This window comes from Achromobacter sp. JUb104, assembly GCF_024806975.1.
Taxonomy (GTDB): domain Bacteria; phylum Pseudomonadota; class Gammaproteobacteria; order Burkholderiales; family Burkholderiaceae_B; genus Achromobacter; species Achromobacter spanius.
Window position 1 is genome coordinate 1,009,911 of sequence record NZ_JANUEY010000003.1, and the last position, 23,350, is coordinate 1,033,260.

Genomic DNA, 23,350 nt, shown 5'->3' on the forward strand with positions numbered 1-23,350 from the left:
ATCCTTAATTTGTAGTGATCAGTACAAATATCATCGCCGCGCGGCATTTCTTTCGTCAACCATTTTTTTATCGATCAACACAAAATAGGCGACACGAGTAAAATCCCGCCATGGCAGAACGTGGGCGTCCCCGGAACTTCGACCGGGACCAGGCCTTGCAAAAGGCCATGGAGGTTTTCTGGTCAAAGGGATATGAAGGCGCATCGCTTGCGGATTTGACCGAGGCGATGGGGATCAACTCGCCCAGCCTTTACGGCGCATTCGGCTCAAAAGAAGGACTATTCCGCGAAGCCGTGGCGCTGTATCGCGACACAACGGGCGGGTCGTCGCGGCGCGCGTTGCAAGATGGCGCCACCGCGCGCGACGGCGTCCAGGCCATGTTGATGGCGGCAGCCGAACGCTTTACCGCGCCCGGCACCCCGCCCGGCTGCATGATTGTGCTGGGCGCGCCGTCCGGCAGCGTGCACCACGACAGCGTCGGTGGATTCCTCTGCGATAGCCGCCGTGAAATGCAAAGCCGCATCCAGGCTCGCTTGTCGGCTGGCGTAGACAACGGCGAGTTGCCGACCGGCGCCGACGTGAAAGGCCTGGCGGCCTTCTACACGACGGTGCTGCACGGCATGTCGATCCAGGCGCGCGATGGTGCCAGCCGCAAGACGCTGCAATCCGTGGCGCGCCAGGCCATGTGCGCCTGGGACGCGCTGACGGGCAGCCGCCCGCCGTCGGGTGTTCCGCCGGCCGGAAACGCCCGTTCCTGACGGATACCGCCATGTTCCGCCTTGACCTTCGGCGCCTGATCCTGTGGATCTGCTTGCTGTCGGTGGTATTGGTGCTGGCGGGCGGGCTGCATGCCAGCTATCTGGTGCAGCGCGATCTGTTGTTGCACAACGCGCTTGAGGCCAACCGCGCCTACGCTTCGAAGCTTGCCGTCACCACCGACCTGTTCCTGGCCGACCTGCGCCGATACCTCGCGTACAGCGCCGACGTGCTGACCGATATGGAAGCGCGCCCCGAATTGATGGTCGAGGAAACGCGGCGACAGCAAGCGCAGCTAGGCCACTTCAATTCCAGCATGGTGGTGTCGCCGGCCGGCAAGGTGATCGCGGTGTCATCGGCATACCCGCAGTTGCTGGGGCAGCATCTGGCCAGCGATGCGTCGCAACACGCGATCAGTACGCAGCAGCCCGCCATCAGCGAACCCTACCAAGCCAACTCCGGCCGCTGGGTGATTCTGTATTCGCATCCGATTTTCTCGCGCGACTACCGCTACCTGGGCTATATCGCCGGCACGCTGTACCTGCATGAAGACAACGTGCTGGATCGCCTGCTGGACAAGCACTTCTACCGTGACGATTCCTATCTTTACGTGATGGATCGCAATGGCACGTTGATCTATCACCCGGATCGCAGCCTGCTTGGCCGCAAGGCGCCCGACAACGAAGGCTTCGCTGCCGCGCGGCGCGGTGAAACCGGCGAACGACGCTTCACGGACACGCATGGCAACGACATGCTGGCCGGCTACGCGCCGGTGCCCAGCACCGGCTGGAGCATCATCGCGGAACGGCCCGTGGCCAGCACCTTGCGCCCCTTGGTCGACTTGCTGATCGCCACCGCCCGCAACACACTGCCCTTGCTGCTGCTGTCCATCGCCACGATCTGGCTGTTGTCGGGCTGGATCGCGCGCCCGCTTGGCGAGCTGGCGGGCATTGCCCGGCGCATGCAGGACCCCGATTCCGCCGATAGCCTGCGCGGCGTGCGGTCCTGGTATTTCGAGGCGGCCGAGCTCAAGCGTGCGTTGCTCATCGGCCTGGCGCCGATACATCACAAGATTCGTGACCTGCGCCGCGAAAGCACGACGGATACGCTGACGGGCCTGTTGAACCGCCGTGGCCTGGACGAAGCGATGGCGCTGCTGCAAGCGGAGGGCTCGCCCGTGGCCTTGCTGGCCATCGACATCGACCGTTTCAAGACCATCAATGACCGCTTTGGCCACGTCGCGGGGGACCGCGCGTTGCAGGCACTGGCCGCGGTCATGAACGAAGGCTCGCGCGCGGGCGACACGCTGGCGCGCGCCGGTGGCGAAGAGTTCGTGGTGCTGATGCCGGGCGCATCGCTGCGATCCGCGGCGGCGGCCGCTGAACGCCTGCGCCACCGCATTGCCAACCAGCAGATGCCCGACGCCATTGGTACGCGCATCACGGTATCGGTGGGCGTGGCGCGCTTTCCCGACCATGGCGCCACGCTGGAAACCGTCTACCAACGCGCGGACCAGGCGCTTTACCACGCCAAGAACCACGGCCGCGACGGGGTCTACGTCGTCGACGACACCGCGCCCGACGGCGCGCGGCGGGTGACGCCGGGGGAATAGCGGGGGCGCCAAGCCGGGGGCGCCAAGCCGCAAGCGCCAAGTGGCGGCTTTCATTCCACCTGACGGCTGCCGCGCAAGCGGCCTATTTTCCCTTCGGCGCGGGCGCGGTCGGCGGCTTGCGCATCTGTTCCAGCAAGGGTCCGCAGGCGTTCTCATCGTTCGTGCTGGGCGCGATCAGCGCCAGCAAGCCTGCCGCCGGCGTCAGCAACACGCCCAGCGCCACCATGCCCGCGCCGCGCGCGGCAAGCGGCCCCACGTGTACGCCCACATCGGGGTCGCCGAAGGTGCCGCGCACGTACAAGGGCGAACGCAGGGAAAAGATGCGGAAGCCCTTGCTGTCGGGCGTGATATCCATGTCGATCTTCTCGTTCTTGAAGTCGGCGCTGCCGGTAATGCTGATCAAGGCATTTTCGGTGTCGAAGACAAAGACGCGCGGCGTCATCTGACCGTTCTTCATGACAAGGTCGGCGGCGCCGCAATTGATATTCACTTCGTCGTCGCCGAACAATTTGGACACCACGTAGTTGGCCACGTTCAAGCCGGCAATCTCCATCAGGCTGCGGCTGATGACGCCGTCGTTGACCAGCATCTTGACGTCGCCGGTGGCCGTGCCCAACAGCGCCGCCACCGAATTGCCGGTGCCGCTGACGGCCATGTCGCCATTGAGTTCACCCAGCGTCTTCTGCATGGCGTCGGTGGCGGGAAACAGTTGCTTTAGCCGCAGGCGGCGCGCGCGCAGGTCCACGCGTCCATCCATGACTTCACGGGCGCCATCCAGCTTGATGGTGCCGCCGATGGTGCCGCCCGCGATGCCGAAGCGAAACGGGTCCAGCGTCAGCTTGCCGTCCTGAAGCAGCACATGCACCGACAGATCGGACAAGGGCAGCTTGCTGTCGTGAACGATGCGCCCCGCGTCGAGCTCAACGTCCGCATCCATGTCGCGCCAGCGGTCGGTGCGAAATGCCTGCGTGGGCAACACCTTGCCACCCTTGGGCTTGGCCGGCGCGTCCTTGGCCTTGTCCGCGGGAGCGGCCTTGGTCCCGTCGGCCGGCACACCGATCAAGGGCCCAAGGTCCACCATGCGCAGTTGCTTGGATATCAATTTGCCGGTGAGCTTGGGCCGAGGCGCGCCCAGTGCGAACGTGATGTCGCCGTGCAGGTCGCTATTGCCGACCTTGCCGTTGAAATCCTTGTAGTCGAACACCGCGCCGCCGGGATTTTTCAGCTTGGCCACCAGGTGACCGTCCGTGGAATACGGCGGCGTGTCAGGCAGCGTCACGCCGGTCAGCGGATACAACTGCGCCATCGACGCGCCCGCCAGTTTCAGGCGCAGGTCCAGCGCGCCCAGGTTCGCGGGGTCGGTCAAGGTGCCGGTGACCGACGCCTTGGTGCCGCCAATGGCCACGTCGGCCTGTACGGGAAATGGTTGCTTGGGATCCTGCATGGCCAGCATGCCGCCGACCTTGCCTTCGCCCTGGGTCGTCAGGCCCTTGAATTTGCCATCCACTTTCCAGCCGAAGACGTAGTCGCGGGGCGCGGGCGCCTGCCCGTCCTGCGGCACGAAGGCGGCGCCGGCCACGTCAGCGAAAGGCACGGGCTTGCCCAAGGGGTCTACCAGCACCGTCAAATCCGCCTTGAGGACTTCGTCGACGTAGCCGACCCGGCCCTTGTCGAATCCGATTTCGTTGATGTCCAGCACCCACGGCGACGGTTCGCCGGATTCGGGCAGCGTGAAGACCCAGTTCGCGCGGCCATCGGCCAGGCGTTCCAGGTCGGCGGCGGGCTCGGTCAGTTGGATCTTGCGGATGACCACGCGCTGGCGCAGCAGCGGCAATGGCGCCAAGCTGAATTCGCCGCGCTTGAGCGTGGCGAAATACGGCGCCTTTGCCCACGGCGCGTTGCCCACCGAAATATCGTTGGCGACGACATGCGGCCATGGCACCCAGGCGCGCCATCCGCCCTCTGCCGGCTCGCGGCCCCATTCGACGCTCAGGTCGCCATTGATGGCGAAGGGGCGTCCGATGGCGGCGCTGGCGCGTTCGTTGATCATGGGCTTGGCCCGGTTCCAATCGAAGGTGGCTATCACCACCACGAACACCAGCACGATGAGGGCCAGAGCCCCTACAATCCCGATCGCTATTTTTCTTGTGCGCGTCATGGTTATCATCCTTGGCGTTATGGCCAGCCTTTGACCGCCGGCGCTCGTTACCATCAAGGGTATCGCGGCCCATCAGAAGGATTAAGCTTCCCGGCCCCATAATGTGTGCGGATCTTTCCAGATGAATACGGCGCGGGCGGGGTGACAATGCACGGCAACGCCATGCCGTCGCGTCTGCGCGCAGCATGCGGCGTGCCTGGCGCGCTCGGCGCACTGCCACGCAGTTACAAAGCGAAATGGCTTCGGTCGTTCTGCATAACCTGGAGGCCCAATGCGGCATTCAACCTTGATTTTTGTCGTGGCGGCGTTTGCGCTACTGACGCTTAGCCGCCTGGCGCTGGCCGCCTGGCAGTGGCAGCGCGTGCGCAATGCCGGCGGCCTGGTCCCCTTGCTGGTGGGCGGGCTGCGCATCGACGCGCACCAGATCGCCGTGCTGGCCGCCTTGCCGGCGGTGTTGTCCCCCTTCCTGGGCCACTTCCCCATTGCCGCATCGATAGCCGGCTACTGGTATCTGGTCGCCTTCATCCTGCTGGCCTTCCTTGAAGTGGCCTCGCCGCCCTTCATCCTGGAATACGACTCACGCCCCAACCGGCTGTTCGTCGAATACCTGAAGCATCCGCGCGAGGTCTCGGGCATGCTTTGGCGCGGCTACAAGCTGGCGCTGTTAGGCGGTTTTGGCGCCCTGGCCATCATTGGATGGGGCGCATTCAATCTGTTCGGCCACGCCCAACCCGATGCGCAGCTTGCGTGGTGGCAAATGCCGATCGCCAGCGTGGTCATCCTGGCGATCGTCATTCTTGCCATACGCGGCACGCTGAGCCACCGGCCCATCAACCCTTCTTCAGTGGCCTATTGCTCGGACGGCATGCTCAACACGCTGGCGTTGAATTCGCTCTACAACGTGTTCTATGCCGTCTACAGCATGAAGAACGAAAAGTCGGCGTCGGCGGTTTACGGCGGCATGGACGAAGCCAAGATGCATGCGCTGGTGCTGGCGCAGTCCGGCCTGCCCAACCCGCCCGCCAACCCCGACTACCCCAGCCTGCATCGCCAGCCCGCCACGCGCAAGACGGCGCGCCCGCTGAACCTGGTGATCATCCTGGAAGAAAGCCTGGGCGCGCAGTACAGCGCGGGGCTGGGCGGCGCCAACCTGACGCCGGAACTGGACGCGCTGGCGCGCGAGGCCTGGACCTTTACCCGCGCCTATGCCACCGGCACCCGATCGGTGCGCGGGCTGGAAGCGGTAACCACCGGCTTTCTTCCAACGCCAGCCCAAGCTGTCTTGAAACTGCCCCGTTCACAACGCGGCTTTTTCTCGTTGGCTGATCTGCTGGGGCGCCATGGCTACCATTCGCGCTTCATCTACGGCGGCGAATCGCACTTCGACAATATGAAGGGCTTTTTCCTGGGCAACGGCTTCAAGCAGATCGTTGACCGCGCCGACTTCGTCAACCCCGCCTTCGTGGGCACCTGGGGCGCTTCGGACGAAGACATGTTCAATCAGCTTGACCGCCTGCTGCGCGAAGACGGCGACAAGCCCACCTTCACGCTGGCTTTCAGCGTATCGAACCATACCCCTTGGGAATACCCCGCCGGGCGCATCCAGACCGAAGGCAACCCGGCCACCGTGGAAAACACCGTGCGCTATGCGGACTGGGCGCTGGGCCAGTTCTTTGAACGCGCCAAGGCCTCGCCCTATTGGGAGAACACCGTGTTCCTGGTGGCGGCCGACCATGACTCGCGCGTGTTCGGCGCCAGCCTGGTGCCCGTGCGCCACTTCCATATTCCTGCCGTGATTCTGGGCGGGGGCATTGAAGCGCGCCGCGACGACCGCCTGATCAGCCAGATCGACCTGCCCCCCACCCTGCTGTCCTTGATTGGCGTGGACACCGAGCATCCGATGATTGGCCACGACCTGACGCGCAGCACCCCGGGCCGGGCCATCATGCAGTACGACAGCACCTACGGCTATCTGAAAGAAAACGACCTGCTGGTGCTGGCGCCCAACAAGACGCCGGTGCAGTACCGCTACACCGCGCCGGAAGACTACGCGCCCGTCGCGCTGAACCCTGAACTTGCCACCGAAGCGTTGGCGCATGCGCTGTGGCCCAGTTGGGCGTATCGCGAAGGCCGCTACTGCCTGCCGGGGCTCACGCCCGAAACGGCCGCACCCTTGCCGACAAGCTCGCAATAACGACAGCGGCCTTTGATAGCGGCGCTTAGATAGCGGCCTTAGATACGAGGGCCTTCAATACAAGAGCCGTGACTACACCGGCCTTTTGAAACCCCGGCGCGCCTTGTCACTAAGCGCGTGGCAATGGCAGCCCGGGCTGTGGTCATTGACCATGCCCACCGACTGCATGAACGCGTACACGGTGGTGGGGCCCACGAATTTCCAGCCGAGTTTCTTCAGCGCCTTGGACAGGGCGATGGACTGTTCCGAGGTTGAGGCGCCCAAGGTGGGCGGCGCCCCCGCCGGTGCCTCGAAGCGCCAGAAGAACGCGGCCAGCGACCCTTCTTTGTCGATCATTTCCAGCGCGCGGCCCGCATTGTTGATCACGGCTTCGATCTTGCCGCGATGGCGCACGATGCCCGCATCGGCCAGCAAGGCCTGCACCTGCTTGTCGCCAAACGTCGCCACCCTGGCGGGATCGAAATTGGCGAACCCACGGCGGAACGCTTCGCGCTTGTTCAGGATGGTGCGCCAACTGAGCCCCGACTGAAAACCTTCCAGGCAGAGCTGTTCGAACAGCGCGCGATCGTCGCCCTGCGGGCGGCCCCATTCGGTGTCGTGATAGGCCATGTATTCGGCGGACGTATCCACCCAGCCGCAACGGGCAAGGCCATCGGGAAAATCGTTTTTGGCGTTCAAGGTAGCTCCAGGCGGCGGTCAGGCACCGATGCTACCGCAGCAACGTCCCTGAAAAAAGTCGTAGCGGCCGCAGTCGGAATCCCGCTACTATTTGCAGCGCAGATCCCGCGCCGGCCATGTCCCAGCGCGCCCCGGATCCCCGACGGGCTTGCGCCGATGCAAGCCCGTTTTGCGTCTACTCCCCCACATGTCGCCACCCCCAACATGTCGCTCCTAGAGACCGCTGTCCTTACGTTCGTGTCGCCCGCCGTTCTGGCCGGTGACAAGCCGGACGCCAACCCTTGCCTGGATTGCGGAGCCTGTTGCTCGCATTTCAGGGTGTCGTTCTATGTCGGCGAACTGGCGGGTGAAAACGGCGGCCAGGTGCCGTTGGAACTGGTGACCCAGATGAGCCCCTTGCGAGCCTGCATGAAGGGCACTGAGATGGGCGGCGGCCGCTGCGTGTCGTTGCGCGGTGAACTGGGGCAGCCCGGCATCCACTGCGCCATCTACGAAAATCGCCCCACGCCCTGTCGGGAATTCGATATCTGGATGCCGGACGGCTCACCCAACCCGGATTGCCAGCGGCTGCGGCTGGGCTTGGGCCTGCCGCCCGTGGCGCCCCGCCCCGATGCGGAAAACGACCCGCAAGGGCCGATGCATCCGGATCAGCCGGCGGCGGCATAAAGCGGGTTGATGCAGCTCAGCAACTTAAAGTTAAAGCGGCCGCAATCCAGCTAGATAGCGCGTGGGCGTCATGCCGAAGGCGGCGCGAAAGCTGCCGATGAACGCGCTGGTGCTTTCATATCCAACCGACAACGCAGCCTGCGTCACCGAGCCGCCCCGGCACAGCATTTCCAGGGCGCGCAGCAAGCGCGCCTGCTGGCGCCATTGCCCCAACGTCACACCCGTCTCTTGGCGAAAGCGCCGCATCAAGGTGCGCGACGACATGTTCAGCCGTTGCGCCCATTCGTCGATGCCCGCCGTGTCATCCGGCGTATCCAGCAAGGTATGGGCAAGATCCTGCAACCGCGGATCAACCGGCATGGGCAAGGGCTGCGGCGCATGCGCGCGCGTATCCAGTTCATGCAGCAGTACATCGAATAGCTGCGCGAGATAAGCGTCGGAGATGTCGCCGGGCTGGCCGCTGGTGAAGCGGTCGATCAGGGCCTCGATCAGTTTGGACGAGGGCCACGACCAGCAACGCGCCGGCAAACGGCCGCAGACGTCTTGCCGCACGTACAGGAACGAGCCGCGCGCCTCGCCAAACCAGCGCGCGCCATGCGGCGTGCCGGGCGGAATCCAGCCCAGGCTGCCAGGCATCACCGTCCAAACCTCGCTGCCTGCCTGCACCACCACCAAGCCTTCGTGCACCAGCACCAGCATGCCCTCGTCATGGACATGCGAGGGCACGGCAATTCCTTTGGATTCCCGCCGGCCCTGCACGCTGAACGGAGTCAGCAGCATGTCTGGCCGGGCAGGCGCGATAGCCACGTGAAGCATGGTTGGCAAGTTTGAGCTACAGGTTGACGGGTTCCCGTTAGCGGGCGCACATGAAAATGTACATCATTCTCATTAGTCGGGCATCAGCCCCCCGAATGGAGAAATCATATGGACACCACGCGGCTGCGCGACGCCGGCATCAAAGCCACCTTCCCCCGCCTCAAGATTCTTGACCTCTTTTATCAGCACGCGAATCAGCACATGAGCGCGGCCGACATCTACCGCAACCTGCTTTCAGAGCGCAGCAATATCGGCCTGGCCACGGTGTATCGCGTGATTACGCAACTTGAAGACGCCGGGCTGCTCAAACGAACGCAGCTTGACGCCCACACCACGGTGTTCGAACTTAACGACAAGGGACACCACGACCATCTGGTCTGCACGCACTGCGGACAGATCCTGGAGTCCAGCGACCCCGCCGTGGCGCAATTGGTGCGCAAGATCGCCAAGCAGAACGGCTTCCTGCTGGACTCCTACAGCCTGGTGCTCTACGGAAGCTGCGGCTGCAAACCCGGCGCACCCGCCATTGCCCACGGAGAATTCGAATGAACCGCGACCACTTTTTCTTTCACGACCTATCCCGCTTTCCCATCGTGACCGCCAAGCACGGCGGCGCCCCCAAGGGCTACGCCGCCACCTGGATACGCGAAATGGAGATGCTGGTGGACAACCCGCAGTCCTTCGTCATGGTGGTGCCGGACATGAGCCAGGAAGCCGGCCACGACGACCGCAAAGCCATGATCGAATGGCAGACGCTCAACATGCCGCGCTTGAAGGCACGTTGCCGCGCCTTCATCGCCGTGGAACGCGAACCGCAGGCGCTGGACAAGATCCGCAAGCGCGGCGAAAAAATGGCGCGCGCCTTCGGTATGCCATTCCTGGCCGTGGCCACGCCCGCCGAAGCCTTGCAATGCGCGCGTGAGCTGCTGGGGCACAGCGGCCCGGGCGGATTTGTCGTGGACTGATCTGCTGGTTTAATGCCGGTTTACTGAGCGCGCCTTCGGGCGCGCTTTGCATTTCTGGCGCGCCGCCGATGGGTTGGTGACGCTGCTGGCGACGCTGCCCATGAGGTGGCCCACGATGCGCCCATATCCCGGCGATTGCCGAAATTAGAATGCAATATTGATAATTTTGCGATTGTGGCAGAAGGTGTTGCTGGCATAAATTCCACGCTTGCGAAGGCCGTTTCCGATGCCATCCGCCCGCGCGCGCCGAATTTGCGGCTGCCAAGCACCTGGACTCGACATTGAGATTTACGGCATCCACATCAATGAAGCGATTCCACTTCGATAGCACAGCGCTTCGTTACTTCCTTACCGTCGTCGACACGGGGTCCGTCAACGGCGCCGCCGCGAGGCTGAACGTCGTCAGTTCGGCCGTCAGCCGGCAGATCGCAGGTTTAGAACAGCGCCTGCAGAACCAGTTGTTCGAGCGACATCCCAAGGGCATGCGCGTCACCGAAGTGGGTCGCATCCTGGCCGACCACGCGCGCCGGGTGGAAGCCGATGCGGCGCGCACCTATGCCGAGATCGGCGGGCACAACGGCCGCTACACGCAGACCGTGAAAATCGCCGGCGCCCATGGTGTCGCGGCCCGTGCGCTGCCGCCGAAGTTTGCCGCGTTCCAGGCCCATCATCCCAGCGTGCGCTTTCACTTGACGGTGCTGGATGCCGGCCTGGTCACCGAGCGGGTGCGCTCCGCGCAGGCCGACATCGGGGTGACCTACAGCCATGCCGCCGAAAAGGACATCGCGGTGGTCTACGCCCGCCCTGCCGAGATCGTTGCAGTGATGCGGCCCGGCCATCCATTGGCCTCGCAGGGCACGGTGCATCTGACCCAACTGTCGGCGTATCCGCTGGCCCTGCCCGAAGGCGGTAGCGCATTGCGGCGGTTGTTGGACACGGCGGCAAGCCTGTACAACACCACGCTGTCGCCGGCGTTCACGTCCAACTATCCCGAGGCCGTCTATCACTATGTGCTGGCCGGCAATGCCGTGAGCTTGTGTGCGCGACTGACCGCGGCCGCGCAACTGAACGACGGCAAGCTCATCTGCCGGCCGGTCGACGACGCCCTGCTCAATGGCGGTCAAATCCAGGTCCAGACCCATGTGTCCCGGCCGCTGCCCGATGCCGCCCACCGCTTCCTGCGTTTCATGCGCAGCGACACCGCCGACTTGTTCTGAGCGCTTGCGCAATGTGGTCCTCGGGGCGGTCCTCCTGGCGGCTTTGACGCCGTCCTGCATCGCGGCTCGCTGCCCTTGCGTTGCCGAAACAAGAACGTCCCAGTGAAAAATGATCAATTGTTAAATTTGTAATGACTATTTACATTTGACGCGGGTTTATCACCAGATCACGGTAGCCGCCTGATAGCCGGCCGCCCTTGCAGGAGCCTCGCGCATGTTTAAGAACCTGAAAATTCGAACCGGACTGTTCGCCGTCCTGACTCTCTTTGTCCTGGCCCTGGCGGGCGCCACCACCATGGGTTGGTCTTTTGCCAAGGTGGCCGACGAGGCCATTGACGACTTGAACAGGGTGTCCACGGAACAGACCCGCCCGCTCTACGAGACCCAGGTGCTGCTACTGCGCACCCGCATCACGCTTGTGGCCGCTTACCTGGATGTGCAGGCCGGCCGCGCGTCCCAGGCGCAAGCCAGCGTGGACCAGGCCGCCAAGTTCCTGGGCGACGCGCGCCAGCGTTATACCGTCTTTCAGCGGGTGCCCAAGCTGTCGGACGCCGCCCGGAAAATGACGGCGGACCTGGACGGCGTGTTTCACGCTTATGTCCGCAGCATCGATGCGCTGGCGGAAGCGCTGCAGAAGCAGTCCACCGACAACTACGTCAACGCCGTGGCGCAGGCCCGTACCGCCGATGCCCAATTTGAAGAGCGGATCAGCGCCCTCCTGAACCACACCGAACGTCGCGCCATCGAGATCAATGACGCTTCGGACCGACGCTACCTGCAAGCCGAAACCGCCGCGATCATCATGTTGGGCCTGGCCCTGATCCTGGCAATCGGGTGCTGGCGGTTCATCAGCCGCCAAGTGCTGTCGCCGCTGAAAGACGCCGCCGTGCACTTTGACCGCATCGCCTCGGGCGACTTGACGCATCGCGTGGCCGCCGGAGCCGACAACGAGATTGGCGTGTTGTTCGCGGCCTTGAAGCGCATGCAGGACAGCCTGACGCGCACCGTGGCCGAAATCCGCCGCAGCGTGAATGAAATCAACACCGGCTCGGCCGAGATCGCATCGGGCAACACCAATCTATCTTCGCGCACCGAGGAACAGGCCGCCTCGCTGGAAGAAACCGCCGCCAGCATGGAAGAGCTGGCCACCGCCGTGAAGCAGAACACCGCACACGCCCACCAGGCCAACGCGCTGGCCGCCGAGAGCCGTGGCGTGGCCATGCGTGGCGGCGACGCAGTGAGTCAGGTGGTGCAAACCATGTCCCGCATCTCGGACAGTTCGCGCCGCATCGCGGAGATCGTCTCCGTCATTGACGGCATCGCGTTCCAGACCAACATCCTGGCCCTGAACGCGGCGGTGGAAGCCGCCCGGGCTGGCGAGCAAGGCAAGGGCTTTGCGGTGGTGGCGGGCGAAGTGCGGTCGCTGGCGCAGCGCAGCGCGCAAGCCGCGCGCGAGGTCAAGGACCTGATCGAGCAATCCACGGGCAACGTGGACAGCGGCGCCGAGCAAGTGCGCCAAGCCGGTGAAACCATGCAGGAGATCGTCTCGTCGGTGCAGCGCGTGACCCAGATCATGGCCGAAATCACGGAAGCGTCGACGGAGCAGTCGCTTGGCATCGACCAGATCAACCGCGCCGTCACGCAGATGGACGACGTCACCCAACAGAACGCCGCGCTGGTGGAGGAAGCCGCCGCCGCTGCCTCGTCGCTGGAAGATCAGGCCAAACGGCTGGCCGCAACCGCCGCGTTCTTCAAGGTGCCCGCCGAAACCATTATCGACGTCACGCCGCAGCCGGTAGCGTTAAACCGCGCCTACGCAAGCTGAGGCTCGGCGCCGATTTCATACTTTTGTATTAATACCTTCGTCCTAGGGCGAATGTCGGCTTAAGAGTTGGCCCGGCAGGCCGTTGTCTAAGGGTAAGGCGCCGCGACTCCGCGGCGCTCCCCGCCCACCGACAACGAGCCGCCCGCCGCATGAATCGCGCACTTGCCTGTATTTTTTGCCATTCGACGCTGGCACAGGGCGCGCCGCTGCTTGAAAAAAACGGCGCCGCCATCTGCAAAAACTGCGTGGATCAATTCTCGGAACGTTTTACCGAACGCGCCTGGGTGATGGCGGCCACGCTGGAAGAACAGTTGGATGTGCTGCTGGAAGAAAGCCGGCGCGCATTGGCGCAAAGTGAATCGCTATCCGAACGCGCCCGCAGTTGTGGATTAAGTCTGCATGCCTTGTCGGGAGCGTCGACGCGCACACCGTCCTGATACATAACAAATATCGACAGACATTATTTTTTTAGGGACGCATTATAAATCGATATATAGGCACCTGAACCTGCCTTCTTTAAGGCTTTGAGCCTGTCAGCTATCCGTAAGATTGTTTGCATCGGTCGCCCATCAACCCTAATAAAAAGCGAACAATGCCTCCTTACGAACTAAAAAAGCGGGCGATCGTTCTCGCCTTGCAAGCACTTAGCCTGGCCGCCGCTACGCCGGTGCTGGCCCAGAGCATTACGTGGAACGGTACGCAAAGCAATGATTGGCAAGACACACTAAATTGGTCGACGGGGGCGCTTCCCGGCTCAAGCGGCAATCTATTTATTAATAGCGTGACGCCTAATGTACCGATTATCGAGAACAGTAGTGCAGTGGCAGGCGTTATTTATATTGGCGCAATCGGCGGGCCATCGCTTACGCTGCAAAATAGCGGGCAATTAACCAGCGACACCGCCATTATCAGTAACTCCACCAACGGTATGACGCCCGGAGTTTCTGAACTTCAATCGGGCACGGCCACCATCAACGGCGCGGGTTCCCAATGGGATGCAAACGCCTTCAATGTCGGCTTTTATGGCACGGGCACGCTGAACCTTACGGCGGGCGGCAAAGCCATCGCGACCAACACTGTTTCGTTGGGATCCCACGTGGGATCCCACGGCACCTTGAATATCACGGGCGCGGGTAGTTCTTTGCAGGCCGGGCAACTTACCGTCAGCGATAACGGCGTCAGCCTTGTCACGATATCCAATAACGGCACGGCGCAAGCTTCCGGCTTGCTGATGGGCAATAGCGCAGGGTCTGAGGGCACAGTCGAAATCACCGGCCCCGGAGCGTCGCTGACAACCAGCGGCGGCATGACGATCGGCTTACGCGGTACGGGCACCGTGAATATCAAAGATGGCGCCTCGGCTACGTCCGGAGGCCGAACCTACGTCGGTACGTACGATGGCGGTATTGGCAAACTATTGGTTTCCGGCGCGGGCAGCCAGTTTTCCTCGTTGAATGATTATGTCGCCCTGGGCCTGAACACAGGATCAAAGGGCGAACTGACCGCGACCGACGGCGCGCTGGTCGATGCTTTTCAAATCATCGCGGGCTTCAACGCCTCCACGGAAGGCACCATCATCGCCGACGGCCCGCAAACCAGGCTCAGAACCTCCGGCCTCTTCCTCGTTGGCTATAACGGCGATGGCACCGCCACCGTGTCCAACGGCGCCGCCATCGAAACGGCAAACCGCCTCCGGATCGCAGACGCCGCAGGTTCGACCGGCACCGTGAATATCGGCGCCGCCGCGGGCGGTGCCCCCACGGCGCCGGGTGTGCTTCAGGCAGCACTGGGCGTGCGCTTTGGTAACGGGACCGGCAAGCTGGTCTTCAACCATTCCAGTTCAGACTATGTCTTCGCCCCCGCCATCAGTTCCTTGTCGCCGGGCATGGGCACTATCGACATGCTGGCCGGAGCAACCATCTTGACGGGTGATTCAAGCGCTTTCAGCGGGCAAACCAATGTGCTGGGCGGCGCCTTGACGGTGAACGGCAGCTTGGGCGGCACGCTGAACGTGGCCAGCGGCGCATCACTGCACGGCGTGGGCCAGGTTGGCACGACCACGCTGCAAAGCGGGGCTACGCTGGCGCCAGGCCATGTCGGCGGCACCTTGAACGTGGCGGGTGACCTGACGTTCTCGCCGGGCTCCATCTACCAGGTGGCGGCCGATTCGCAGTCGTCGGCAAGCAGCCGCGTAGTGGTCAGCGGCACGGCGAATCTGGCGGGGTCGGCCGTCCATATCGGCCCAGACAATGGGTTCCAGACCCAGCGCGAATACACCATTCTTAGCGCGGGCGCGGTCAATGGGCAGTTCGACAGCGTATCGTCCAACTACGCCTTCCTGGACCCGGCCTTGCACTACGACGCCCAGAACGTCGTGATGCAGCTTGGCCGCAAGCAGGTGCCCGTGGACCCGGGCACCCCGGAATCGCCCGGAACGCCGGGAACGCCCGGAACGCCTGAAACGCCGACCCGTCCCATCGCCTTCGCAGACGCGGCGCAAAGCGGCAACGAGCGCGCCGTGGCCAACGCCCTGGACAGCCTGCCCGCCGGCAACCCGCTGCACGACTACATCCTGACGCTGCCCGAGGGCGCGACGTCTGACGCCTTCAACAGCCTGTCCGGCGAAGCGCACGCCAGCGTGACGTCCAGCTTGACGGGCTTTAACAACACGGTGCGCGCCATTCCCCTGGCCTACCTGCGCGCCAATCTGGGCGCGGGCATGCGGCCGGGCGCCCCCACCGCGCAAGCCGGCGGCACCCCGTCCGCCTCGGCCTTGCCATCCTCGAACGCGCAGCCCGCCTGGGCCGAAGTCATCGGCAATTGGCAGACCATGAAAGGCAACGGCGATTCCGCGCAAGTGCGCCAGAAGACAGGCGGCGTCTTCGCCGGCGTCGACCATGCCTTGGGCGGCGGCTGGCGCCTGGGCGGTGCGCTGGGCTTCACCGACAGCAACATTCAGGTGGACGACCGTTCGTCCAAGGCGGACGTTGGCGGCTACAGCGCGGCATTGTTTGGCGGCAAGGTATTCGATGTCGGCCCCGGCAAGTTGAACCTGATGGCCGGTACGGCCTACACCTGGCACGACATCTCCACCGAACGCCACGCCAGCGTTTCCGGCGTGTCCCAGAAGCTGACTGCCGACTACGGCGCCAGCACCACCCAGTTGTTCGGCGAACTGGGCTACACGCTGCCCGTGTCGGAGCACGTCAGTATCGAGCCCTTCGCCGGCCTGGCCTGGAGCGACACGCGCACCCGTGGGTTCTCGGAGTCCGGCGGTTCCGCCGCGTTGCGCGGGCAAAGCGACAGCACCAAGCAGACCACCAGCACGCTGGGCTTGCGCGCATTGACGAACTTCACGGTTGGCCAAACCGAAGGCCGTCTGCAGGCCACCTTGGGATGGCGGCACGCATTTGGTGATGTGCAGCCGCAAACCATCATGTCCTTCGACGGCGGCCAGGCTTTCAGCGTGGCAGGCGCGCCCATCGCACGCAACGCCGCGCTGGCCGAGCTTGGCGTCGAAACCGCGATCACCAAGAACGCCACCCTTGGCCTGACCTACAGCGGTCAATTCGGCGGCGGCAACCGCGAAAACGCCGGTTCGCTTCATATGACCTGGCGGTATTGATTACCCGTCCCCGCATTCAGGAAACTGAATGCGGGGATGAGTAAATTTGACATGGCTTGCGTCAAAGTATTTCAGCGCTAATTTGTCTTTCAATAATAATTAATGTTTCAATTCATCCGATATATGTAGTACGGATGGTATCCAACATTTATTAATCAACGCTGCGGTTGGTATCCGTTTTCCCAGGTATTTTTAATCAGGATGGTATCCATTCATTAACCCTTGGTTATATAAAAAAACTGGTATAAATTGCGTCCTTTTTTTTGGGTAGCCCATTTGGCTCAAGCAGATTGGTCTGTTACGTAGCAATACGTTTAAAGCAATCCAGCAATGTTTGAGCTTCGGATTATTAATCGAGATAAAGGATGCAGTTTTGAACTACGGCACGAAGAAGTGGCTGACGGCGACGCTGGCGCTGGGCACGACTTACTGCGGCGGCGTCATGGCCGCCGACCTGACGGTTTCCCCGGGGAATACCCAAGTATTCGATGGCTCGGTCAACTTTCCGGGCGGGATCGATGTCAACGGCGGCACGCTGGTGATAGGCGGCAACGGTGGCGGATCCGGCGTGACGCTGGGTGGAAACGTCAACGCGACATCAAACGGCATCGTCGCGGGCTTCGGCTCCATCAACGGCGACCTCAACGTGAGCGGCGCGCGAGTCGCCCCCGGCTACGAAGTCGGCACACCGACCGGTGTCTCCAACGGCAACCTGGTCGTCAACGGCGACCTGTCGATGAACAACGCCGAGTTCGCCTTCGAGACCGGCTACGCGGGCTTGCCCATTACGCAGCCCGGCACCGGCGACAACATCACGGTCGGCGGCAACGCCGCCATTAACAACACGACGTTGAACGTCACGGTCAATACCTTGGGCGTGAACGCCGGCTATTACCGGATCCTGTCGTACGGCGGCACCTTGAGTGGCAACGGCCTGACGCTGGGCAGCGTCAGCGGCGACTCCACGCCCGCGGCCACCATTCAAACGCTGACAGGCGACAAGCATATCAACCTGATCCTTGGCCCCAGCACCACCAATCTGTGGAACGGCGACGGCGCGGCATCCGCGTCGCGCGCGGGTGGCGGCAACGGCACCTGGAGCGCCGCAAGCACCAACTGGAACAGCCCCAGCAATGCCACCGGCGCCCTGCCCGACGGCGGCTACGCCATCTTCACGGGCGCGGCCGGCACGGTCACCGTGGATGGCAGCGCGGGCCCCGTCCGCGTGTCGGGCCTTCAATTCGCCACCGACCGCTATCGCCTGCAAGGCGCGCCCATCAACCTGGTCGGCAGCGGCGGCAACCCGCCGGTCATCGTCGTTGGCGACGGGACCTATGCGTCGGGCCAGTTCGTCGACATCATCGACAACCCGCTGCAAGGCACTGAAGGCTTCGTCAAGACCGGCCCGGGATCGGTGATCCTGACCGCCGACAGCAGCGGCTTGACCGGCCCCATCCTGATCGCCGACGGCGCGTTGGAAATCGACGGCAAGTTGAACGGCCCGATGGATATCGGCCGCGAAGTCGTACTGGCGGGTGTCGGCCAAGTGGGCACCACCACCCTCTACCCCACCGCGGTCATCTCGCCGGGCAATGATGGCTCGCCCATGGGCACGCTCACCGTCAATGGCAACCTCAGCTTCGGCCAAAACGCCATCTATCGCGTACACGCCGACCCCACCAGCAACACCAGCGACCGCATCCACGTCACCGGCGTGGCCACCCTGGATGGCAGCGTGGCGCACGTGGGACCCAACGGCAACTATGCGCCGCGCACCACCTACAACATCCTGACGGCGGACGGCGGCATTCAAGGCACGTTCACCGGCGCTTCCAGCGCGTATGCGTTCCTGACTCCCACGCTTAGCTACGACGCGAAAAATGCCTTCATGACGCTGACGCGCAACGACGTGCCGATCGGCAGCGTGGGCGAAACCGGCAACGAGAGCAGCGTGGGCGGCGCGCTGGACCAGGAAGATCCGCCCGTGAGCGGAAACGGATCGTCGCCGGCTGGGAATGGATCGACGTCGAATGGGAATGGATCGACGTCGGCGGGAAATGAGTCGTCGTCGGCCGGGAACGGATCGTCGACGGCGGGAACTGAGTCGTCATCGACCGGGAATGGATCGACGTCGGCCGGGAACGGCAACGAGACCACGACGACGGCCCCCGAAGCCGGCTCGTCGGTCGTCGCCAGCGGCAGCACCGCGGGCAAGAATACCGGCGCCAGCCAGGTCACGACGGCGGTTCTCTCCATGACGCCGGAGCAAGCACGCTCGGCATTGGCCATGCTTTCCGGCGAAGCGTACGCAAGCACCGCCAGCGTGTTGCAAAGCCAGGCGGACACCGTGCGCACGCTGCCGCTGGCCCACTTGCGCGGCAACCTTGACGCACCGATGCAGGCCGGACGGGCGACGGCCCAATTGGGTTCGCCCTCATCCGACGCGCTGCCGCAAAGCGGCGCTTATCCCCTTTGGGCGCAAGCGTTTGGCAATTGGAGCAAGTTCGACAGTGACGGCAACGCATCCAGCGTGAGCCAGTCGGCCGGCGGCTTCTTTGTGGGCGGCGACGGCGCGGTGGGTAACGGCTGGCGCCTGGGCGGCGCGGTGGGCTACACCGGCAGCCATAGCTCGGTCGCGGATGCCGCGTCGCGCACCAGCGTCGACAGCTATACGGCCACGATGTTCGGCGGACGAAACTTCCCCGCTGGGCCCGGCCACATCCGCTTCATGGCGGGCGCGGCCTACACCTGGCACGACATCGACACGAAACGCGACGTCGCGGCCGGCAGCCTGAACCAGCGGCTGAAGTCGTCGTATAACGCCTCGTCCACGCAAGTGTTCACGGAACTGGGCTACAAGCTGCCGCTGAACGACGCGACCAGCATCGAGCCCTACGCCGGCCTGGCCTGGAACCAGTTGCGCACGCGCGACTTCCAGGAATCGGGGGGTACGGCAGCCCTGCACGGGTCGGGCGCCACCGACGACGTGACCAGCACCACGCTGGGCTTGCGCGGCGCCTGGGAGTTCGGCGCTGATCGCGCACCGGGCCGATTGACCGCGTCGTTGGGATGGCGCCATGCCATGGGTGATGTGAAGCCCAAGCAGCAACTGGCGTTTGACGGTGGCAGCACGTTCTCGGTGACGGGCGTTCCCATCGCGCGTGACGCCGCCGTGGTGGGGCTGGGCGCAGAAGTGTCCATCACCCGCAACACGACGGCAGGCGTGGCCTACGATGCGCAGTTTGGTGGCGGCAACCGCCAGCAGTCGGGCATGTTCAAGCTGGCCATGCGGTTCTAAGGCCGGCGCCAGACGAAAAAAAACGCCGCTAGTAATAGCGGCGTTTTTTCACTGCGGCGTTTTTTCATTCCGGTGTTCTGTGGTGGGCTGAGCGAGACTCGAACTCGCGACCAACGGATTAAAAGTCCGCCGATCTGCAAATCCCTGTAAGTCACAATGTCTTTTTAATCAACGACTTGCAGTGATAGCCCCAATCCATCAACTGGACATTCAACCAGGGATTTGCAGAGATTCAGGTTCATTTTCAATGATTATGGACAAGATCTGGTCAAAGCCGCCATCAGGCTCGTCACACGCTCCCCCCGTGGGCCATCCCGTCTCTGGCCGCTTCAGCAATCCCTCCGTTTAACCCTTCAATCCCCGCCGCGCTCTCCCGAAACCATATTGAGGCCAACGGGACGGCGTCCCCCTCGTGCACTGAATCGCTTGCCTCCCATTGGGGGCAAGCGTTCGCGCTCGTCAAAATCGAACGCAGGAGCCCCGTATGGCCAAGTCGCCCACGGCCTATCCCATGGCCGCCGCCTTTGAATTCCCTTCTACGGCTCGCGTAGCACGTCACGCAGCCCGGACATGGTTCGAAACCGCTCCCACTCTTACTCCCGCGCAATTCCGTGATCAGCAATTCCGGGACCATTGCAAAGACAAGCCCGACTCTGCCCTTGAGCGCAGGATCCGGCGGGCGGCCTTCAGACAGGCGTTCGCCGAAGCTATGGGGCATATCGTCGTAGAAGAAGCACGCTTCCATGCGCTCCCTGCTTGAACGCCCCATAACGTTTCGGCTTTCCGATGCTGCCCGCCGGCGGTACGAGCAAGCAGCTGCGGATCGTGGCATGACGCTTTCTGCGTACCTGCGGGATCGGCTCGAAGTCGACGACCAGGTCGCCGAACATGTCTCGCAGCTGCGCCTCACCCTGCTGGACAACGCTCCGAGCGGGCAATCGGACGCTTCGCTGCAGCCCATCCTCCTCGAACTGTTGCTACTGACGAGGCGACAGAGCCAACCCGGCGAGTTGCGCGCCGTCCATCATGAACTTGAACGGCAGGGCGTGATGCCCCGGACTTTCAAGTAACTCTTAGGATCCCCCATGCAAGCACCCCTTCTGGCGGCCGTCGTCTCGGCAGCCTGCCTTCTTTCGGCCTGCGGATTCGTGCCGCCCGCCCCTCCGACACCCCCGGACTCAGGACGCATCCTGATCAACCACGCGGATCCGCGCACCGTTCTACCGGGTAATTCGCCGACAGCCCTGGCTTCGGCAGACATCCCCCCGATCCCGGTGCCCGAAGCGCCGCCCAAGCTTGAAAGTCCAGCGTCGCCCGCCAGCGCCCCGTCGCCGATGGCTACCGATGCAACGGCTGCTACCCCTGGCGCCAGCACCGCCGCGACGCCGGCACCGGCTGCCGAGACGACGGCACAGACCACTGAGGCGAGCACAAGTCCGCAGCAGGTCGCGGCCGCGCCTGGCCCCGTCATCACCGTGGAGGTCGCTTCGACGGAGCCTGTCGCCGAACCGGAAATCGTGGAACCGCCCAAGCAAATTTGGCGCATCAGCCCGCAGGACGGGACGGTCCGCCAAGCGCTCGTGCGCTGGGCGTCCGACGCCAACTGGACGTTTGGGCCTGATCAGTGGGAACTGAATTTCGACATACCGATACAGGCTCCGGCCGAGTTCGAGGAGGCCTCCTTCCGGGAGGCCACCCAGGCGCTGTCCCAGGCGGTCGCGATGAGCGAATCGCCTATCCGCCCCTGCTTCTACGGCAACCGCGTCCTGCGCATGTTGCCCTTCACCCGCAGCTGCAATCGCTCCCCCGCCCCGCAATCCTAGCCGTGGCATTGACCAGGAATATCCATGACTGCACACCGCACTATAGCGGCCGCGCTGACGCTTGCCGCGCTGTCCGGCTGCTCCGCGCTCCAATCCACAGACCGAGTTAACGCCCGTGCTGACCACGAAGGCTCCAAGGGCGCCTTTGCCATGGACGCCTTCAAGGGCATGGCAGGAGACACCGACCGCGCCAAAGGCCAAGTCGTTGAACTACCGTGGATCGCAGGCCGGCCCCAGCCACTTGCCCGCGATGTCACGCTGCCTCCAGCGCTGCGTGCGAACGTCAACACGACGCTGTTGTTCGAGAACAGCGCGGCAGACCTCAAGACGCTCGCCGACCGCATCCAACTCGCCACCGGCATCTTGACCCACGTGTCGGCAGACGCGTTGCTGCCGGCCGAATATTTCCTTCCGCGCCTAGCAATCGAACAGGGCATCGCCACCGCAAGTGCCAGCTTTACGGCGGCCACAGCCGACACGCTGGTTCCGGCCCTTATCCCCGGTATTGCCGTTGACCGCATCGCAGGCCCGGTGCTGCCCCAGGGGGTTGCGCGCACGAACATGGCTCCCCTGCCCCCGGGCCAAGCGCCCCTCGCCACCGTACTGGACTCGATTGCACTGCGGTTGGGCGTCTACTGGCGCTACGACGAAAAGATCGGTGCGCTTCGCTTCTATCGGACGGAGACCAAGAGCTACGTCGTCCGCACGCCGACCCAAGCCGCTGAAGAGAACCTCCAACGCGATATCAAATCGGCGAATTCGACGCTCGCGGACAAGTCGACCAACAGTTCGAAGGAAGAAGCCCGTGAACTGGCCGCTGTCGTCACCAAGCTCAGCCAGTTCCTCAGTCGCGCAGGCGTAATCAAGTCTGCGGACGGTGCGGCCAACACCATCGTGGTCACCGATACAAAGGATGCGCAGGATCGGATCGGTGAATTTCTGGACGCTGAGAATCGCCAGATGACGCGTCGGGTGCGCCTCGTCTTTGAAGAGATTACCGTCCAGCGCGATCGCCTGAACCAGGGCAGCATCGACTGGAAAATTCTGTTCAACAGCCTCGGGCGCGGGAACACAGCATCGGCAACCGGCGTAGGCCCCTTGCTAGACGCAGCCCAGGCGGCGGGCTCAGTGGGCGCTTCGGTGGGCAGCGGCCCCTTCGCCGGCACCAACATCGCACTGAGCGCGCTTTCGCAGCTCGGTTCAATCGTCAATCACAAGAGCATTCCGCTTCTGTCGCAGAACCGCCGCCCCGCGAAGTACGACACGCGCAACACCTTCCAGTACATCAAGGATCTGCAACAGACCCAGAGCACGTCCGACAGCTCGGCGCCGACGGTCACGGTCACGCAAGACGAAAAGACGGTCGGCACCTTCCTCACCGTCGTGCCTGATGCCCAGGACGACGGCCAGGTGCTCTTGACGATTGCCTACGACGACACCCGGCTCATCGAAATGAAGAAGCAGCCGCTCGGGTCACGTGACGATCAGTCGTTTGTGCAGCAGACCAACATCGGCGGCCAGGGACGAGTCCAACAGGTGATGGTTCGCCCCGGAGAACAAGTGGTCATTGGCGGATATCAACAATCTGCCGACAGTTCAACCCGCCGCCGTCTTGACGACAAAGCGCCGATGCTCATGGGAGGGTCCGACGCCTCGCAAGAACAGCAACTACTGACGGTGGTGTTGGTAACCGCAATCCCAGAAGAAGGATTCTGAC

17 protein-coding genes are annotated in these 23,350 nt (G+C 63.5%); 14 read left to right on the forward strand and 3 right to left on the reverse strand.

Going from position 1 to position 23,350, the window contains the following annotated elements; all coding sequences use genetic code 11:
• The first annotated feature begins 110 nt into the window (after positions 1-110).
• Together M2361_RS25025 and M2361_RS25030 are read left to right on the forward strand one after the other, a co-directional pair.
• Positions 111-758: a TetR/AcrR family transcriptional regulator gene (locus M2361_RS25025; protein ID WP_259252487.1), complete on the forward strand. Its 648-nt coding sequence runs from the start codon at positions 111-113 to the stop codon at positions 756-758.
• An 11-nt stretch (positions 759-769) separates the two neighbouring features.
• A complete protein-coding gene (locus M2361_RS25030) occupies positions 770-2,368 on the forward strand; it encodes a sensor domain-containing diguanylate cyclase (protein ID WP_259252488.1) in 1,599 nt (532 codons plus the stop codon).
• Between the two features lie 82 nt (positions 2,369-2,450).
• Here the strand turns inward: M2361_RS25030 and M2361_RS25035 are convergent, their stop codons facing one another.
• Positions 2,451-4,526, reverse strand: coding sequence for an AsmA family protein (locus tag M2361_RS25035; protein ID WP_259252489.1), 2,076 nt, complete (start codon positions 4,524-4,526; stop codon positions 2,451-2,453).
• 271 nt (positions 4,527-4,797) lie between these two features.
• Between M2361_RS25035 and M2361_RS25040 the strand changes: the two genes are divergently transcribed.
• The gene (locus M2361_RS25040; RefSeq protein ID WP_259252490.1) at positions 4,798-6,720 is read left to right on the forward strand and encodes an LTA synthase family protein; all 1,923 of its coding nucleotides are present in this window, start codon (positions 4,798-4,800) and stop codon (positions 6,718-6,720) included.
• Between the two features lie 72 nt (positions 6,721-6,792).
• Here the strand turns inward: M2361_RS25040 and M2361_RS25045 are convergent, their stop codons facing one another.
• Positions 6,793-7,398: a DNA-3-methyladenine glycosylase I gene (locus tag M2361_RS25045; protein ID WP_259252491.1), complete on the reverse strand. Its 606-nt coding sequence runs from the start codon at positions 7,396-7,398 to the stop codon at positions 6,793-6,795.
• Between the two features lie 204 nt (positions 7,399-7,602).
• Between M2361_RS25045 and M2361_RS25050 the strand changes: the two genes are divergently transcribed.
• On the forward strand, positions 7,603-8,064 hold the full coding sequence (locus tag M2361_RS25050; protein WP_259252492.1) for a YkgJ family cysteine cluster protein: 462 nt from the start codon (positions 7,603-7,605) through the stop codon (positions 8,062-8,064).
• A 30-nt stretch (positions 8,065-8,094) separates the two neighbouring features.
• Here the strand turns inward: M2361_RS25050 and M2361_RS25055 are convergent, their stop codons facing one another.
• A complete protein-coding gene (locus M2361_RS25055) occupies positions 8,095-8,880 on the reverse strand; it encodes an AraC family transcriptional regulator (protein WP_259252668.1) in 786 nt (261 codons plus the stop codon).
• 108 nt (positions 8,881-8,988) lie between these two features.
• Here M2361_RS25055 and M2361_RS25060 point away from each other — a divergent pair, with 108 nt between their 5' ends.
• From M2361_RS25060 to M2361_RS25105, 10 genes are all read left to right on the forward strand, one after another.
• Positions 8,989-9,429, forward strand: a complete 441-nt coding sequence (locus tag M2361_RS25060; protein ID WP_100853081.1) for a Fur family transcriptional regulator — start codon at positions 8,989-8,991, stop codon at positions 9,427-9,429.
• A complete protein-coding gene (locus M2361_RS25065) occupies positions 9,426-9,845 on the forward strand; it encodes a hypothetical protein (RefSeq protein ID WP_259252493.1) in 420 nt (139 codons plus the stop codon). The genes M2361_RS25060 and M2361_RS25065 overlap by 4 nt, the downstream gene beginning before the upstream one ends.
• 305 nt (positions 9,846-10,150) lie before the next feature.
• Positions 10,151-11,062, forward strand: coding sequence for a LysR family transcriptional regulator (locus M2361_RS25070; protein ID WP_259252494.1), 912 nt, complete (start codon positions 10,151-10,153; stop codon positions 11,060-11,062).
• A 214-nt stretch (positions 11,063-11,276) separates the two neighbouring features.
• A complete protein-coding gene (locus M2361_RS25075; RefSeq protein WP_259252495.1) occupies positions 11,277-12,887 on the forward strand; it encodes a methyl-accepting chemotaxis protein in 1,611 nt (536 codons plus the stop codon).
• A 149-nt stretch (positions 12,888-13,036) separates the two neighbouring features.
• The gene (locus M2361_RS25080; protein WP_259252496.1) at positions 13,037-13,324 is read left to right on the forward strand and encodes a ClpX C4-type zinc finger protein; all 288 of its coding nucleotides are present in this window, start codon (positions 13,037-13,039) and stop codon (positions 13,322-13,324) included.
• Positions 13,325-13,815: 491 nt separating this feature from the next.
• Positions 13,816-16,512, forward strand: coding sequence for an autotransporter domain-containing protein (locus M2361_RS25085; RefSeq protein WP_259252497.1), 2,697 nt, complete (start codon positions 13,816-13,818; stop codon positions 16,510-16,512).
• A gap of 373 nt (positions 16,513-16,885) precedes the next feature.
• Complete coding sequence (locus M2361_RS25090; protein ID WP_259252498.1) at positions 16,886-19,810, forward strand: autotransporter outer membrane beta-barrel domain-containing protein; 2,925 nt, start codon at positions 16,886-16,888, stop codon at positions 19,808-19,810.
• 743 nt (positions 19,811-20,553) lie between these two features.
• A complete protein-coding gene (locus tag M2361_RS25095; RefSeq protein WP_259252499.1) occupies positions 20,554-20,880 on the forward strand; it encodes a hypothetical protein in 327 nt (108 codons plus the stop codon).
• Positions 20,881-20,895: 15 nt separating this feature from the next.
• Positions 20,896-21,633, forward strand: a complete 738-nt coding sequence (locus tag M2361_RS25100; protein ID WP_259252500.1) for a toxin co-regulated pilus biosynthesis Q family protein — start codon at positions 20,896-20,898, stop codon at positions 21,631-21,633.
• 24 nt (positions 21,634-21,657) lie between these two features.
• Positions 21,658-23,349: a type II secretion system protein GspD gene (locus M2361_RS25105; protein WP_259252501.1), complete on the forward strand. Its 1,692-nt coding sequence runs from the start codon at positions 21,658-21,660 to the stop codon at positions 23,347-23,349.
• Position 23,350 lies beyond the last annotated feature (1 nt).

Coding starts and splice junctions, on each gene's coding strand:
- M2361_RS25040 (WP_259252490.1), top strand. CDS start 4,798: ATGCGGCATTCAACCTTGATTTTTGTCGTGGCGGCGTTTGCGCTACTG.
- M2361_RS25100 (WP_259252500.1), top strand. CDS start 20,896: ATGCAAGCACCCCTTCTGGCGGCCGTCGTCTCGGCAGCCTGCCTTCTT.
- M2361_RS25075 (WP_259252495.1), top strand. CDS start 11,277: ATGTTTAAGAACCTGAAAATTCGAACCGGACTGTTCGCCGTCCTGACT.
- M2361_RS25065 (WP_259252493.1), top strand. CDS start 9,426: ATGAACCGCGACCACTTTTTCTTTCACGACCTATCCCGCTTTCCCATC.
- M2361_RS25050 (WP_259252492.1), top strand. CDS start 7,603: ATGTCGCTCCTAGAGACCGCTGTCCTTACGTTCGTGTCGCCCGCCGTT.
- M2361_RS25030 (WP_259252488.1), top strand. CDS start 770: ATGTTCCGCCTTGACCTTCGGCGCCTGATCCTGTGGATCTGCTTGCTG.
- M2361_RS25105 (WP_259252501.1), top strand. CDS start 21,658: ATGACTGCACACCGCACTATAGCGGCCGCGCTGACGCTTGCCGCGCTG.
- M2361_RS25025 (WP_259252487.1), top strand. CDS start 111: ATGGCAGAACGTGGGCGTCCCCGGAACTTCGACCGGGACCAGGCCTTG.
- M2361_RS25070 (WP_259252494.1), top strand. CDS start 10,151: ATGAAGCGATTCCACTTCGATAGCACAGCGCTTCGTTACTTCCTTACC.
- M2361_RS25060 (WP_100853081.1), top strand. CDS start 8,989: ATGGACACCACGCGGCTGCGCGACGCCGGCATCAAAGCCACCTTCCCC.
- M2361_RS25035 (WP_259252489.1), bottom strand. CDS start 4,526: ATGACGCGCACAAGAAAAATAGCGATCGGGATTGTAGGGGCTCTGGCC.
- M2361_RS25085 (WP_259252497.1), top strand. CDS start 13,816: ATGACGCCCGGAGTTTCTGAACTTCAATCGGGCACGGCCACCATCAAC.
- M2361_RS25080 (WP_259252496.1), top strand. CDS start 13,037: ATGAATCGCGCACTTGCCTGTATTTTTTGCCATTCGACGCTGGCACAG.
- M2361_RS25095 (WP_259252499.1), top strand. CDS start 20,554: ATGCGCTCCCTGCTTGAACGCCCCATAACGTTTCGGCTTTCCGATGCT.
- M2361_RS25055 (WP_259252668.1), bottom strand. CDS start 8,880: ATGCTTCACGTGGCTATCGCGCCTGCCCGGCCAGACATGCTGCTGACT.